Origin of the sequence: Capnocytophaga sp. oral taxon 380 str. F0488 (assembly GCF_000318255.2) — a bacterium.
In the GTDB taxonomy this organism is placed as follows: Bacteria; Bacteroidota; Bacteroidia; order Flavobacteriales; family Flavobacteriaceae; genus Capnocytophaga; species Capnocytophaga ochracea.
Genome location: NZ_KB291171.1, coordinates 163905 through 179342, shown reverse-complemented (window position 1 = coordinate 179342; position 15438 = coordinate 163905). Strand labels below are relative to the sequence as shown.

Sequence of the window (15438 nt, the reverse complement as noted above, 5' to 3'; positions counted from 1 at the left end):
TCTACCTAATGCAGGAACTAAAAAAGAAAGGAGCCGACAAACTACTTATTGAACAAATTAATAATGGAAAGTTGTACATAGGTACTTCAGCAGGTTCTGTCATTGCCTCTCCTACTGTTGAATTTGTTAGTGATATGGACGAAACAAAAAAAGCCCCTGAACTCACTGATTATTCAGGATTACATTTGGTAGATTTTTACTTTTTACCTCACTATCTGAATTTCCCTTACAAGGAAGCTTCTCAAAAAGTAGTAAATGACTATTCACAGAGAATAGATTTGCGACCTATTTCCAACAATCAAGTAATTACCGTTTTAGGTAATGAAATAAAAACACTTGTTTTAGACGACGCCAAAAAATTAGGATAATTAACACAAATGAAAAAATTAACACAAATGAAAAAATTATTTTTAACCTCATCATTCAGTTCAGTAGCAAAATTATTTGAAGATTTTGCAGGTGAACCCGTAAAAGGAAAGAAACTAGCATTTATTCCAACAGCAAGTTTGGTAGAAAAAGTGCGTTTTTATGTCGATGATGATAGAAAAGCCTTTGAAAAATTAGGGCTTATCATAGAAGAATTAGAAGTTTCTACCGCTACTACCGAAGAGGTAGCCCAAGCATTAGAGCGGAATGATTATATTTTTATTTCTGGAGGGAATACATTCTACCTAATGCAGGAACTAAAAAAGAAAGGAGCTGACAAACTACTTATAGAACAAATTAATAACGGAAAGTTGTACATAGGTACTTCGGCAGGTTCTATCATTGCTTCTCCTAATATTGAGTTCGTTAGTGATATGGACGAGACCAAAAAAGTTCCAGAATTAACTGATTATTCAGGATTACATTTGGTAGATTTTTATTTTTTACCTCATTATTTGAACTTTCCATATAAGGAAGTTACTCAAAAAATAGTAAACGAATATTCACAGAAAGTAGATTTGCGACCTATTTCTAACAATCAAGTAATTACGGTTTTAGGTAATGAAATAAAAACACTTGAAAAACCTAAACGAGCAACTAAGAAATAGTCTTGATTATGCCCAACATCTTATTGCAACAATTAGAAAACGCACTTCCCGCAGGAATGCAAATCCCCGAAGAACTCCGCCAACTCTATCAGTGGATAGAAGATAATGGCTATTATGAGGATAGAGACGATGGTGTACGTTACGGATATTTATATCCTAAAAATCCTTTTAGGAATACGTACTTAGATGACGTAAACGTAGATATCGATATTGCCTTTTATATGGAAGAAGAAAACTTTCGTAAAGAACTCTTGACCATTTCTTTTGGTAAGAATGCCGACGATGCTGCTCAGCGTTTTTTGCAAATAGCCGAAAATATATACAATGGTTCTATGGTAGCTTTGTGGTTGGACTACAGAGGAACAACCCAAATAGTCCGTTGTGTGAATACGGTTGAAGAGGCAGGCAACTGGGAAGTGGTAAAAAAGCAATTGAATTTCAACAAAGTATCTATTCGCGCAAAAGGAATAGATATTTTTGTACCAATGGACTCAGAGGATAATGGCTTAAATGATGATTTTGAAGGTTGGTATGATGCGATGATATATGAATCGTAAAGAAAAATGAAAAATATTTTATTACAACAATTAGAAAATGCCATCCCAGAGGGAATGCAAATCCCTGAGGAACTCCGCCAACTCTATCAGTGGATAGAGGACAATGGTTATTATGAGGACAGAGATGGCGTGCGTTATGGCTATCTATATTCACAAGATAAGCTAAGAGAGAGCTGGAAAGAAGACGAACGTGAAGGCGGTACTGATATTTCGTTTTATGTGGCAAAACCCTCAGAACGTGAGGAGCTGTTAGAGATTTCTTTCGGGAAACATAAGGAGGAAACTGCACAGCGTTTGCTTTCCTTTGCACAGAGCGGAGGGGATGGTTCGGAATGTGCCTTGTGGCTCGACGATGAAGGGCGTACCCAAATCGTGCATATCGGGTCAGGTTCAGGCTCTATGATGACCTGTATATTGGTAAAAAACGCTTTGGATTTCTTGCGTCTTTTGGCTATTGGCTATGATGAGATTTGCTGGGACGAGGATTATCCACTCCCTCCTAACAGTGATAAGAACGAAATGTTCGTCCACCCCAATACACAATACCAAGAGTGGGTGCAAAATACATTTCATACCACTATCCCCGCAATAGGATTAGAAGTGGTAACCCCTCATAGTATGGACGACGAAGCAACCGATGACCCTTTTTTAAATTGGTTTTATGAGATGACAGATGAGTAATAAGAAGTGATTATGCATCTTTATGCTACCTATAATCAAACGAAAAACAGCTATGGGAGATAGAAATACAGAAAAAAAGTTATTTCGAGACAAACTTTTAAAAGGTTTAGACGTTGCTTACGAACGAATGATAGCCGAAAAGCGGAAGAATAATCAAAAGATTGTGGTGCACCGTGAGGGAAAAATCGTTACTATTAATCCGTAGGGAAAAGCATTAAATACTAATTACAAACATCAATTATTTTTTTATTATTGCATTTTTATTAAAATATTTTTAGTAATTTTGCCTTACCTTTACAATAATGATTAAGATTAAAATGCTATGGGACTAAAATTTTTAGAAGAAATTAAACAAGGCATCAGAAGCGCCTCATTGAAAAAGGATATTATCTGTTATTACATCAATAACGGAGATGATACACTTGCCGACCTTGGTAAAGAACTGAACTTCAGTGTGCCTACCGTCACTAAAATGGTGGGCGAACTGATAGAAGATGGTATAGTGATGGACTTTGGGAAGATGGAAACCCCAGGAGGTAGACGTCCTAATATCTATGGATTGAACCAAAGTTCAGGATATTTTATAGGTGTAGATATCTCTCAAAAACGCGTTCATATAGGGCTTATCAACTTTAAAGGAGATTTGATAGATGAACAGATGGATATCTCTTTTGAGGAAGCGCAACCTCACGAGCGTTTTGAACGTTTATGTGAAATAATTGAAGATTTTATGAGCCATACAGTGGTTCCTAAGGACAAAATACTGAGTATTGGCATTAATATTTCAGGGCGTGTGAACCCTCAAACGGGGCATAGTTATAGTTTCTTTTATTTCGATGAACGTCCGCTTACTGAAATGTTTGAAGAAAAATTGGGTATAGATGTCTCTATTGATAACGATTCGCGTGCGATGGCTTATGGTGAATATATTAAAGGGCGTGTACAGGCTGAAAAAAATATCATCTACGTGAATGTAGGTTGGGGATTAGGCTTAGGAATCATCGTTAATGGGCAGCTATATTATGGGAAATCGGGCTTTTCAGGTGAGTTTGGGCATATTACTGCCTTTGAAAACGAGATATTATGCCACTGTGGTAAAAAAGGTTGCTTAGAAACAGAGGCTTCGGGCTCTGCTCTTTATCGTAAATTCTTGGAAAAACTTCATAACGGTCAATCGTCTTTACTTACTCAACAGAAGGAAAATGAAGACGAAATTACACTCAACGATATCATAGATGTAGCTTTGCAGGAAGATATATTGGCTATAGAGCTTATTGAAGAGGTGGGAAATACGCTAGGTAAACACGTGGCGGGTCTCATCAACCTATTTAATCCTGAATTGGTGATTATTGGTGGTACTCTTGCCAATGCAGGCGACTATTTGATATTGCCTTTGCGCAGTGCTATCAAGAAGTATTCTTTGAATTTAGTGAATAAAGACTCTTCGATAAAAGTATCAAAATTAGGTGATAAGGCGGGTCTATTAGGTGCAAGTCTTCTCGCCCGTAGTAAATTTATAGGATTGATATGAGAGAGCAACAACTTCAGGCTTTTGGGAGACTCCTCGATATAATGGACGACCTGCGTGCGAAATGTCCGTGGGATAAGAAACAAACAATACAATCGTTGCGCCATCTCACTATTGAGGAAACTTATGAATTGGGCGATGCTATCCTCAATGGCAATCTGCAAGAAGTAAAAAAAGAACTCGGTGATTTGTTACTTCATATCGTTTTCTATGCCAAAATAGGTAGTGAAACGGGTGATTTTAATATTGCTGATGTGGCAAATGGTGTGTGTGAAAAACTCATTGAACGGCATCCGCATATCTATGGAGATGTGAAAGTAGATAACGAAGACGATGTAAAGCGCAATTGGGAAAAAATAAAACTCAAAGAAGGTAACAAGAGCGTACTGGGAGGCGTGCCTAAAAGTTTGCCTGCATTAGTAAAAGCTACTCGTATACAAGACAAAGTGGCAGGTGTAGGCTTCGATTGGGATAATATAGACGATGTTTTTGCGAAGATAAAAGAGGAAATAGATGAACTACACGCCGAAGTAAAAGCGCAAAAACAGACAAATATTGAGAGTGAGTTTGGCGACGTTCTTTTTAGTCTTATTAACTATGCCCGATTTTTGAAAGTAAATCCTGAAGATGCCTTAGAGCGCACTAATCGTAAGTTTATAACTCGGTTTCAATACTTGGAACAACGAGCCAATGAGAAGGGAAAATCACTCAAAGATATGACCTTACAAGAAATGGAAACTTATTGGCAAGAAGCTAAGAAAATAGTAAAACAATAAAAAACAATGGCAATACAAAAACCAAGCATACCTAAAGGCACTCGTGACTTTTCACCAGCCGATGTGGCCAAACGCAACTTTATTATTAACACTATTAAAAATACTTTTAACGCTTTTGGATTTCAGCCTATCGAAACGCCCAGCTTTGAAAATTACGATACATTGATGGGTAAATATGGCGAAGAAGGCGATCGTCTTATCTTCAAGATACTCAATTCAGGTGATTTTACACAAGGAGTTAAACAAGACGATTGGGAAACTAAGAATACTCAGAAGCTCACTCCCCAAATATCAGAAAAAGCACTCCGTTATGACCTTACAGTTCCTTTTGCACGCTATGTAGTACAACACCAAAATGAATTGACTTTCCCCTTTAAACGTTATCAAATTCAGCCTGTATGGCGTGCCGACCGTCCGCAAAAAGGACGTTTCAGAGAGTTTTACCAATGCGATGCCGATGTGGTAGGTAGTACCAGCTTGTGGCAGGAAGTGGAGTTCGTACAGCTCTATGACACCGTGTTTACAGCGCTCAATCTTAAAGGGGTGACCATTAAGATTAACAACCGCAAAATTCTCAGCGGTTTTGCCGAAGTGATAGGGGAGAGTGATAAACTCGTCGACTTTACCGTAGCACTCGATAAGCTCGATAAAATAGGCGAAGAGGGTGTTATCAAAGAAATGATGGAAAGAGGTATCAGCCACGAAGCTATTAGCAAGCTACAACCTATCTTTGCACTTAAAGGAGCTCTTGCTGAAAAGCTCACTGCTCTCAAAGAGATACTAAAAACTTCTGAAACGGGGTTGAAAGGTATTGAAGAGGTGGAGTTTATAGCACAACAAATAGCGTGGCTTACCTTACAAACAGCTATTTTAGACCTCGATGTCACTCTCGCACGTGGACTGAATTATTACACAGGAGCTATTTTTGAGGTTGCTGCTCCAGCGGGAGTGCAAATGGGTTCTATTGGTGGAGGTGGACGTTATGACGACCTTACGAGCATCTTCGGATTGAAGGGGATAAGTGGTATAGGTATCTCGTTTGGTTTAGACCGCATAGGATTGGTGATGGAAGAATTGAATCTTTTTCCTGAATCACTGAGCAATAGCATAGAAGTGCTTTGTATAAATTTTGGCAATAACGAAGCTTTACAGAGTATGAAACTATTGAAAGAGTTGCGTAAACTCGGAAAAAGAGCAGAACTCTACCCCGATGTAGCTAAGATTAAAAAGCAAATGGAATATGCTAATAAGCGAAGCATTCCGTTTGTAGTGATGATTGGGGAAAGCGAGCTTACCAAAAATACTTTTGTATTGAAAGATATGCTTAAAGGCACTCAAAAAGAATATAATTTTAATGAGGTAAATGAAGCATTATTTCAATAATATGAATCATAGAATATATATAAAGGGACTAATATATCATCAGTCCCTTTTTTATTGTATGCTTTGTTTGATTGTTGTTTAAACAATAACTGATAATAAGAAGATAGATTTACTTCACTATTATCTGAACCGTATCTGAAGCCACTTGTTTAAGCAACACTTCTTTGTTCATTTCCACTTCTTTAATAGCCTCTTCTGTAGCGTGGCGAATGGTATAAAGTGTTACGTTCTCAGTTACCGATACCTTAAAGCGTTCTTCCAATTTTTCTAAAAGTTCAGTTAAGGTATCGAATTTGTTGTCTACACATACTGAAAAACTAATCGCCGAGTTCTGTATCACACTTACTTTCATCTTAGTCTTATGCAAATTCTTGAAGATATAGCTAATACCCTCTTCCATTATAAATGAAAAGTCAAGAGAAGAGAGAGAAAGCAGAATTTGTTCTTTCTTGAGGATAAAGCAAGGTACCTTTGGAGATAATTCAGCTACATTACACACAGCGCTTCCTTCAGCAGTAGGATTCAAAAATGAGCGTACATAAAGAGGGATTTCCTTTTGTTGGAGTGGTTGTAGGGTTTTTGGGTGTATTACTGAAGCGCCATAAAAAGCGAGTTCTATGGCTTCCTTATAAGGGATTTTATGCAAGAGCTCTGTATGCTGAAAATATCGAGGGTCGGCATTGAGAACACCAGGAACATCCTTCCATATCGTTACACTTTCAGCGTTTAAACAATAGGCAAAAATAGCTGCTGTATAGTCTGAACCTTCGCGCCCTAAGGTAGTAGTGAAGAAATTTGCATCGCTTCCTAAGAAACCTTGTGTGATGTTCAGCAATGATTTGTTAATATGCGTGCGAATGTTACTTTGTGTTTCTTCCCAGTCGATAGAGGCATCCCGGTAATTACTATCTGTTTTTACGAGATTACGGACATCTATCCACGTGTTTTTAATACCATTGTCATTCAGATATTGACTGATAATAGTAGTAGAAATGAGTTCACCAAAGCCAATCACTTGGTCATATACAAAACTGTGTTTCGGCGACTTGTTGCGTTCTAAAAACGAAGTGAGCTCTGCAAATAAGCCATCTACTTTCCAATACACAGGGTGATTTTCATCGGTAAATAGTTCGCGAATGATATGGTAATGAAAGTCTTTTATCAGCTGAACACTTTCCGTGAGTTTTTCTTGTTCCTTAAAATAGCTATTTACCACTACTTCTAAAGCATTAGTGGTTTTTCCCATTGCTGAAATAACGATGAGCGTATTAGCATAGCCTACCGTTTCTAATATTTTAGCGACATTGCGCACACCTGCAGCATCTTTTACTGAGGCGCCTCCAAATTTAAATATCTGCATTTCTTTTAGATATGAGGTAAAGTCTGCGACTGCAGAGTATGTGAGTAAGAGGTAAGTAATAAACCTAAATACCCAAAATACCGAGATTAACAGTGCAAAGATAATATTAATTTTCTAAATTCTTCAAAAGTAAAAAATATTTGTTGATTGTTTTTATAGATGAATATTTGTTCTTCCTTTTTGTTCCTCAAATGACACCGAACCTTTTTAGTACCACTTGTTATAGAAAAGTTTATATACATCACCTTTTTTAATAAGATTATCGTTATTGTGCGAAATAAATACTATTTTCTGATATTTAAAATTATTGTTTTTAGAGGAGTAAGAACATAAAAAATATTTCATAAAAAGAGGAAAAAGCCCTGCTTTTGAGCAAGGGCTTGTTTTAAAGATTAATTAAATACGTTGTGAGAAAAGACTGCTTTTCCGTCTTTGGCTGTGTTTTCTATGAAAATATAAGAGCGCACCTAAAAAAGGAAATAATAAGATAATAAATATCCAATACATTTCTACGGTAGGGTCTTTCTTATAATGACGATAGAAAACATCTAACAGTCCCCAGAGTATTAAAACGGAAAGCAGTATCAGAAAAGTTGTAACTAAAAAAGGTTCCATAATATAATGAATTAAAAATATAGTCTTTTGTTATTCTTTTACTTCAATCGTAAGAACATCACCTAACGCTAAAGTATTTTTATAGCAATGTTTAGAGGTATCTTCATTGTCTATATGCTCAATGATTATAAAATCTAATTCTATTTCAGATTTATTTTTATCATTTAGAACTGTTGCAATCAAGTGGATACTTCCTTTAGTTATATTCGCAGGTATAACTTCTCCTTTAACAGATAGCTGAAGACCTATGTTTGAAGGGTGCTTAAAATTTGTTTCTCTATGACTCTTGGTTTCAATAGGAATAGAAATATTATCCATAACTTCTATAACTTTTATGGTTATTTTATCTCCTAAAAATAATTCATTTTTTAACCAATGAATAGAGTTATTAGCTTTAACATCATATCCTCCAAAACTTATAGTTAATTCATTACGAGAACCTAAGAGTAATCTGTCTATAATAACAGAAATGACACCATCTTGAACTCCTCCTACAAAAGTTTCCTTATTAATAATAACTTCAAATCCTATCATTGTCAATTTTCAAATTCTTTGTGCAATTTATGTCGAACTGATATTATTTATTTTACTATAAAACAAATATAAATCTTTGTTAGATTAATGTGAATGTTTGCGGTATAATGTTTTATTAGTTTTTATAGGGCAAACATACTACAAAGAATCATAACTTCCAAATAAATTATAAGATATTTTTAAATATTAATATCACTCCTTTTAGTATTATTTATTTATTGTGTTATTAAATTAGCAACACTCTTATTCATTGTGCCAAAATAGAAGATAAAATCAATAGATACAATCGTTTTTATGATTATTTACTGGAAATATTTTATAATTTTATGAGACAAAGATATAAATTAAAAGGATAAGGATAAAAAATAATGAGTGTTGAGAAGTACTTCTCAACACTCATTTGTATAGTCAAGTATCAAACTATTTTTATTTGTTTCCAGCCTGTTTTTTAGCGTCTGCTTTCATCTTTTCATTAGGAACGATTACTACATTCACACGGCGGTTTTTAGCTCTTCCATCAGCAGTTTCGTTACTTGCAACAGGGTTTCTTTCGCCATACCATTTGGTAGTAAAACGGCTACCTGCTAAACCTTTACTTTTAAAATAGTTAGTAACGGCTTGTGCACGGCGTTGTGAAAGACCTAAGTTGTACTCATCTTTACCTACATTATCAGTGTGGCCAGCTACTATCACATTAGTATCAGGATATTCTTTAAGAATAGCAGATAGTTTATCAAGTGTTTGTCTTGATTTGTTGTTGATGTTATACTTATTAGTATCAAAATATACACCTCCGTTATTTTCATCGAAAGTAACCACGATACCATCGTCTACACGTTTAACATCGGCACCTGGGATTTCTTCTTCTATTTTTTTAGCTTGTTTATCCATTTGGTTACCGATAACAGCTCCTGCAGCACCTCCCACTACTGTACCGAGTACAGCACCGAGTTCGCTGTTTTGTCCGTTACCTACATTGTTCCCTAAAATAGCTCCTAATAAAGCTCCACCAGCAGCACCAATTACAGCTCCGCGTTGTGCTTTGTTAGAGTTGTTGTATGCCTCGCAACCGGTAAGCAATACAGCTGCCGATAAGGCTAAAACTACGATTTTTTTCATCTTCTGTTTGTATTAATCTTTAATTATTTTACAAAATTCATTGAGATAACAAAAGGTTTGCCATCTACTCTCACGGTTTGTTCCCATACCATTGAGTCGTCAGAAATGCTTGCCAAGTGCAAACGAATACCTTGTTTAGTTTCTGAAACATATTTTTCATTAGTAGGTTTCAAGAGAAAATCATAGTATCCTGTTGATTTATCTACTTCTTGTACAATGAAAATGAAGTTTCTTTGTCCTGTTGAACAACCACTCGCGTTGATAGTATAGTGTCCGCGGTTGTTATTCGGAACGAATTTCCAAGTACTGCCTTCAAAGCATTCTTTGGAAGTGTCGTTTAACAAGGTAACTTCATATTTACCTTTTTCACTATATGTGATGGATTGCAATGTCCATTCACCTTTAATAGCTTTATTAGCTATATTTGTTTCTTTGGGTTTTGCAGTCATTGAGCCTGAAGAACTCTTACAAGCCATTACCAATACTGCCATTACAAGTAAAAGTGCAATTTTTTTCATCTTTAATTGTTTTTGATTACGAGGGCAAAAATAAACTTTTTTTTCTCTCCCACCTAATAATTAACTAAATATTAACATTCTATTACTAAGTTATCATATGCCAAAAATACGTTTTTAGGCAATCTTTTTTGTATCTCTTCGTGAAAACCAAAGGTTTGGCTCACGTGTGTGAGATAGGTGCGCTTAGGTTGTACATCTCCTATAATTTCTAACGCTTCCGCTAAATTGAGGTGTGTAGGGTGTACATCATCTCTTAGGCAATTCAATACTAAAACATCTAAATCTCGTAGTTTTTCTCTTTCGCTCTTGTCTATATATTTGGCATCGGTAATATAACCCAAGTCTTCTATCCGATAGCCTACGATGGGCAAATTACCGTGCATTATGTGTATAGGTTCTACTGTTTTACCATATAAAGTAAAAGGCGCTTCGTCTATCTCGTGAGGTATTACCGAAGGAGCTCCTTCATATCGATTTTCAGTGGCAAAGATATAACCAAAACGTACTCTCAGCTCATCGATTACTCTTTTTAGTCCATAGATAGGCATATCGCCTTGTAAGCGTACAAAAGGGCGTATGTCGTCCATTCCGGCAGTATGATCGGCGTGCTCGTGAGTGAACAGTATAGCCTCCAAATGCTGTACATCGTTGGTGAGCATTTGCTGTCTAAAATCAGGGCTGCAATCTATTGCAATATTGGTGTCTTCCCAACTGATAAGTGCCGAAGTGCGCAACCTCTTATCTTTGGGGTTGGTACTTTTCCCCACAGGGTGGTTGCTTGCTATTACGGGAATCCCTTGTGAAGTACCTGTACCGAGGAAAGTAATCTTCATAATAATGATAAATGATTAATGGTTAATGATTAATTTCACAAGTCATTAATCATTAACCACTAATCTTTAAACAATTAAAATTGTTATTTTTTATGTCTTGGCTCAGAGGATACAGTAAGTTTTTTACGTCCTTTAGCGCGACGGCGTGCTAACACTTTTCTACCATTGGCAGTTGCCATACGTTCTCTGAATCCGTGTTTATTTCTTCTTTTTCTCTTTGAAGGTTGAAATGTTCTTTTCATTGCTTGTTAATCTTTAAAATCTTATTAAAAATGATACTTTATCTCTCTATTTTATCAATAGCGGGGCAAAAGTACGTCAATTTTTTGGAATGACAAAATATTTTTTATTTTTTCTTGTGTAAAACCCTATATTCTTCGTAACACTGACTGATGGCTTCAAGCACTTGCAGGTCGTTTGCCGTCATTATAAAATCGTTAGAATAGTTGCAAGAGCGAATGATATCTTCTAATTCACTACGGTCTACTTGCAAAAGTTCTAATAGGGTTTCGCGGTCGTAACGGGTGGAAAGAGCATCGCTCAATTCGTTGTCTTTGCGCATCTCTCTCAGTTTGCGCATTTCTTTCCCTTTGGCGCCAAACGAGCGACTCAGCAAGTCGGCAGGGTTCATTACAGCACTTAGCACTCTACCCACAGCACTTGCACTAGCTCTACTTTCATAACCTATATCTAACCCCGAAATGCTATAACGCGTATTGTCATTAATAGGTGCATTTTTAGCGTCAATATCCAAATAACCTGTGAGTTTATAAGGAGTTACAACCACTTCTTGTAAAGTATAAGCAAGCTCTGTCATTCCTATTTTCAACCCTTGATATTTTATCATATCGTTTGTTATGCGTATCTTGGTAGATTTATACCCTAAAAAAGAAATGTATAGCGTGTCGTTAGCACTTACTCTGATACTAAAATCACCTTTGTCATTGGTAGTAGTACCTCTTACTTTATTGAGGTTTAAGATGTGTACATTAGGCATTGGTTTATTGTTTTGCACACTGTAAATATGTCCGTGCAACACTGTTTCCTGAGCTACAAGTGTCGTCACACATAAAAACATACAAAACCATAATATCTTCTTCATCATACTTACTTCTTTTAAGGGTAAAAAAATAGGTGTTCGAGGAGTGCCCTCGAACACCCTAATCATATTAAAACATTAGTTCTTTACATTGAAAGCTTTTTCTTTAGGATAGTAAGCTACTGAACCCAAAGATTCTTCGATGCGGAGCAATTGGTTGTACTTCGCCATACGGTCAGAACGTGAAGCCGAACCTGTTTTGATTTGTCCGGTATTCAAAGCTACTGCCAAGTCAGCAATAGTGTTGTCTTCTGTTTCTCCTGAACGGTGAGACATTACGGCAGTATAACCAGCGCGGTTTGCCATATCTACGGCTGCTATAGTTTCAGACAAAGTACCGATTTGGTTTACTTTGATGAGAATAGAGTTGGCAATACCTTTGGCAATACCTCTTTCAAGGATAGATACGTTAGTAACGAACAAATCGTCACCTACCAATTGTACTTTTTTGCCCAATTTGTCAGTAAGGAGTTTCCATCCGTCCCAGTCGTTTTGATCCATACCGTCTTCGATAGAGATGATAGGGTATTTAGCTACCAATTCTGCCAAGTAGTCAGCTTGTTCAGCTGAAGTACGTACTTTACCTTTAGCACCTTCAAAGATAGTATAATCGTATTTGCCATTTTTGTAGAACTCAGAAGAAGCACAGTCTAAGGCGATTTTGATATCTTCACCCCATTTGTAGCCTGCTTCTTTTACAGCTTCTTTAATAGAATCGAGAGCGTCTTCGATATCTTTAAAGTTAGGAGCAAAACCTCCTTCATCACCTACGGCAGTGCTCAATCCTTTTTTGTGCAATACCTTTTTAAGGTTGTGGAACACTTCTGAACCCATTTGGATAGCTTGTGAAAAGTTCTTAGCGTTCACAGGCATAATCATAAACTCTTGGAAAGCAATAGGCGCATCGGAGTGTGCCCCAGCGTTGATGATGTTCATCATTGGTACAGGCAAAGTGTGAGCACTTACCCCACCTACATAACGGTACAAAGGCAAACCGAGTTCTTCAGCAGCGGCTCTTGCTACTGCCAATGATACCCCAAGAATAGCGTTAGCTCCTAATTTAGATTTGTTAGGAGTACCGTCGAGCTCAATCATTGTTTTGTCGATAAGGTTTTGTTCGAAAACGTCCATACCTACGATTTCTTCTGCGATGATATCGTTTACATTAGCAACGGCTTTGAGTACGCCTTTACCCATATAACTTTTACCACCGTCGCGCAATTCAACGGCTTCGTATTCACCTGTCGATGCTCCTGATGGAACAGCAGCTCTACCAAGGAAACCATTCTCGGTCATTACATCTACTTCTACGGTTGGATTTCCTCTTGAATCCAAAATCTGACGTGCGTGCACGCTTACAATAATACTCATATATTTTGTTATTTAATTATTTACTTTGTTTAGGGGTTAGGGATATCGGACTTATCTGACTTTATAATGCTAATTGTCAATTGTCAATTATCAATTGTTAAAGCTTTCTCTTCCCCAAAAGAAAGGCGGTTCGATACCCAAAGCGCGGAGATAAGTATACCCTTGTCCGCGGTGGTGACTCTCGTTTTCAATGAAGTATAATATCCATTGGGCAAAGCTGAAAGTCATTTGATAAATAGTGAATGGTTGTGTATAATCACCCACTTCTTTCCATTCACGGTCGAGAATTTCAGTAGCTCTATCCCACAAAGCCAATACTTCCGCTTTGGTAGTAGGAAAGGCTCCTTCTAAGAAAAGCGTGTGTTGCTCCTGAAATCTCTCTTTAAAAAGATAGTCCATAACTCTCAAAAACTCTTCTACCATTCCTGAAAACGGACGCAAGTTTGCAATGTTGAACTCAAAGAGGTCTTTCTCGGGAAAAGCCTCAATCACCTTGCGGGTGAGGGCACGTACATCTTTTAAATTAGTGAGCAATGCTTCGGGTGTAAGTAATTCTTTCATATTAATTGTTAGTGTTTAGTCCTTAGTTTTTAGCCTATATTTTGTACTCTTCTTATCCTTTTCACGGCTTGTCGCTCTTCGGGGGTTCGGGGGTAATTTTCTAATTTTCACATTTTCTAATTCTCCAATTGCTTCACAAATTGGTCAAACAAATACGTCGCATCATTAGGACCAGGTGCGGCTTCAGGGTGATACTGCACACTGAAACACTTCTTGCCTTTCACTCGTAAACCCATCACAGTATTGTCGTTCAGGTGGGTATGCGTGATTTCCACATTAGGATTAGCTTCTGCCTCTGCTCTATTCACAGCAAACCCGTGATTCTGAGAGGTAATCTCGTCCTTACCTGTAAGCAAATTCTTCACAGGGTGATTAATACCACGGTGACCGTTGTGCATTTTGTAAGTGCTAATGCCGTTTGCCAGTGCAATAATCTGATGTCCTAAGCAGATACCGAAAATAGGCAAATCTTCTGCTATCATCTGCTTTACTTGGGCAATTACCTCGGTGAGCGGTTCCGGGTCGCCAGGCCCATTAGACAAGAAATAGCCATTGGGGTTCCACGCTTTGAGCTCAGCCAAAGGCGTGTTGTACGGAAATACTTTGATGTACATATCACGGGCTGCCAAGTTGCGCAAGATATTTTTCTTGATGCCGAAATCGAGTGCTGCTACTTTGTACTTCGCTTCTGGATTGCCAAAAAAATAAGGTTCAGTAACCGACACTTTCGATGCCAATTCTAAACCTTTCATATTAGGAATCTCATTTAAGCGAGCTTTGAGCAGTGCTAAATCGTCAGTTTCTGTGGAAATAACAGCGTTCATCGAGCCATTATCACGAATATAACTCACCAAAGCGCGGGTATCTACTTCACAAATGGCTACCAAGTGGTTACGGTCTAAAAAGTCTTTCAAGGTTTCCTCGGCAACAGCACGGGAGGCATCATAACTAAAATTTCTACATACCAGCCCTGCAATTTTCATACCATTCGATTCGTTGTCTTCTTCACAGATACCGTAATTGCCAATATGAGCATTGGTCATCACCATAATCTGACCGAAGTACGAAGGGTCAGTAAATATTTCCTGATAGCCTGTCATACCTGTATTGAAACACACTTCACCAAAAGCAGTACCTTCATAGCCAACGCTTTTACCATAAAAGGCAGTGCCATCAGCAAGGAGTAATACCGCTTTTTTCTTTTGTTGATACTTCATTGTGCTATTTCCTTAAATCGACTGCAAAGGTACAAAATATTTTTGAAATATAAATAATCAATGATATTTTTTAGCCCAAACCTATTAAAATTATTTCAATATTACCCTAAAATACAATCAATATTCATCTTATCTCCATCTTATCTTCACCTTATCTCCATTCATCGTTCGTTCATTCTTCGTTTATTGTTCGTTCATTCTTCGTTCATTCTTCGTTTATTGTTCGTTCATTGTTCGTCTTTTGTTCGTTCT

General features: G+C 37.2%; 19 protein-coding genes. 8 read left to right on the top strand and 11 right to left on the bottom strand.

Features of this window, described 5'->3' with window-relative positions; translation table 11 throughout:
- The 8 genes from HMPREF9078_RS01125 to hisS all read left to right on the top strand — a co-directional run.
- Positions 1-368: Type 1 glutamine amidotransferase-like domain-containing protein (locus HMPREF9078_RS01125; protein WP_009418872.1), on the top strand; the 368-nt coding region annotated here is incomplete at its 5' end.
- Positions 369-395: 27 nt separating this feature from the next.
- Positions 396-1034, top strand: coding sequence for a peptidase E (locus HMPREF9078_RS01120; protein ID WP_034542470.1), 639 nt, complete (start codon positions 396-398; stop codon positions 1032-1034).
- Between the two features lie 8 nt (positions 1035-1042).
- A complete protein-coding gene (locus tag HMPREF9078_RS01115) occupies positions 1043-1591 on the top strand; it encodes a hypothetical protein (protein ID WP_009418870.1) in 549 nt (182 codons plus the stop codon).
- Between the two features lie 6 nt (positions 1592-1597).
- Positions 1598-2272: a hypothetical protein gene (locus HMPREF9078_RS01110; RefSeq protein ID WP_009418869.1), complete on the top strand. Its 675-nt coding sequence runs from the start codon at positions 1598-1600 to the stop codon at positions 2270-2272.
- Positions 2273-2294: 22 nt separating this feature from the next.
- Positions 2295-2477 carry a hypothetical protein gene (locus HMPREF9078_RS11870; protein ID WP_009418868.1) on the top strand — a complete coding sequence of 61 codons (183 nt, stop codon included), beginning with the start codon at positions 2295-2297 and terminating at the stop codon, positions 2475-2477.
- 117 nt (positions 2478-2594) lie between these two features.
- Positions 2595-3803 carry an ROK family transcriptional regulator gene (locus HMPREF9078_RS01100; RefSeq protein ID WP_009417925.1) on the top strand — a complete coding sequence of 403 codons (1209 nt, stop codon included), beginning with the start codon at positions 2595-2597 and terminating at the stop codon, positions 3801-3803.
- Positions 3800-4576, top strand: a complete 777-nt coding sequence (gene mazG, locus HMPREF9078_RS01095; protein WP_009418867.1) for a nucleoside triphosphate pyrophosphohydrolase — start codon at positions 3800-3802, stop codon at positions 4574-4576. The genes HMPREF9078_RS01100 and mazG overlap by 4 nt, the downstream gene beginning before the upstream one ends.
- A 6-nt stretch (positions 4577-4582) precedes the next feature.
- Positions 4583-5959, top strand: coding sequence for a histidine--tRNA ligase (gene hisS / locus HMPREF9078_RS01090; protein WP_009418866.1), 1377 nt, complete (start codon positions 4583-4585; stop codon positions 5957-5959).
- Between the two features lie 109 nt (positions 5960-6068).
- On the opposite strand, the gene HMPREF9078_RS01085 is transcribed toward hisS, so the two are convergent.
- From HMPREF9078_RS01085 to carA, 11 genes are all read right to left on the bottom strand, one after another.
- Positions 6069-7319, bottom strand: a complete 1251-nt coding sequence (locus HMPREF9078_RS01085; protein WP_009418865.1) for an aspartate kinase — start codon at positions 7317-7319, stop codon at positions 6069-6071.
- Positions 7320-7715: 396 nt separating this feature from the next.
- The gene (locus HMPREF9078_RS12310; RefSeq protein ID WP_083477069.1) at positions 7716-7934 is read right to left on the bottom strand and encodes a PLD nuclease N-terminal domain-containing protein; all 219 of its coding nucleotides are present in this window, start codon (positions 7932-7934) and stop codon (positions 7716-7718) included.
- 30 nt (positions 7935-7964) lie between these two features.
- Entirely contained in the window at positions 7965-8468 is a 504-nt protein-coding gene (locus tag HMPREF9078_RS01080) for a hypothetical protein (protein ID WP_009418863.1), read from the bottom strand.
- A gap of 426 nt (positions 8469-8894) precedes the next feature.
- Positions 8895-9587: an OmpA family protein gene (locus tag HMPREF9078_RS01075; protein WP_009410919.1), complete on the bottom strand. Its 693-nt coding sequence runs from the start codon at positions 9585-9587 to the stop codon at positions 8895-8897.
- Between the two features lie 23 nt (positions 9588-9610).
- Entirely contained in the window at positions 9611-10105 is a 495-nt protein-coding gene (locus HMPREF9078_RS01070) for a lipocalin family protein (RefSeq protein ID WP_009418862.1), read from the bottom strand.
- A 71-nt stretch (positions 10106-10176) separates the two neighbouring features.
- On the bottom strand, positions 10177-10938 hold the full coding sequence (locus tag HMPREF9078_RS01065; RefSeq protein WP_009418861.1) for an MBL fold hydrolase: 762 nt from the start codon (positions 10936-10938) through the stop codon (positions 10177-10179).
- An 83-nt stretch (positions 10939-11021) separates the two neighbouring features.
- Positions 11022-11180, bottom strand: a complete 159-nt coding sequence (gene rpmH, locus HMPREF9078_RS11425) for a 50S ribosomal protein L34 (RefSeq protein ID WP_002669412.1) — start codon at positions 11178-11180, stop codon at positions 11022-11024.
- A gap of 104 nt (positions 11181-11284) precedes the next feature.
- Positions 11285-12043, bottom strand: a complete 759-nt coding sequence (locus HMPREF9078_RS01060) for a carboxypeptidase-like regulatory domain-containing protein (protein WP_009421677.1) — start codon at positions 12041-12043, stop codon at positions 11285-11287.
- 72 nt (positions 12044-12115) lie between these two features.
- Positions 12116-13408 carry a phosphopyruvate hydratase gene (eno, locus tag HMPREF9078_RS01055; RefSeq protein WP_009418860.1) on the bottom strand — a complete coding sequence of 431 codons (1293 nt, stop codon included), beginning with the start codon at positions 13406-13408 and terminating at the stop codon, positions 12116-12118.
- Between the two features lie 90 nt (positions 13409-13498).
- Positions 13499-13969 carry a DinB family protein gene (locus tag HMPREF9078_RS01050; protein WP_009418859.1) on the bottom strand — a complete coding sequence of 157 codons (471 nt, stop codon included), beginning with the start codon at positions 13967-13969 and terminating at the stop codon, positions 13499-13501.
- Between the two features lie 116 nt (positions 13970-14085).
- Positions 14086-15186 carry a glutamine-hydrolyzing carbamoyl-phosphate synthase small subunit gene (gene carA, locus HMPREF9078_RS01045; protein WP_009418858.1) on the bottom strand — a complete coding sequence of 367 codons (1101 nt, stop codon included), beginning with the start codon at positions 15184-15186 and terminating at the stop codon, positions 14086-14088.
- Between the last annotated feature and the right edge of the window lie 252 nt (positions 15187-15438).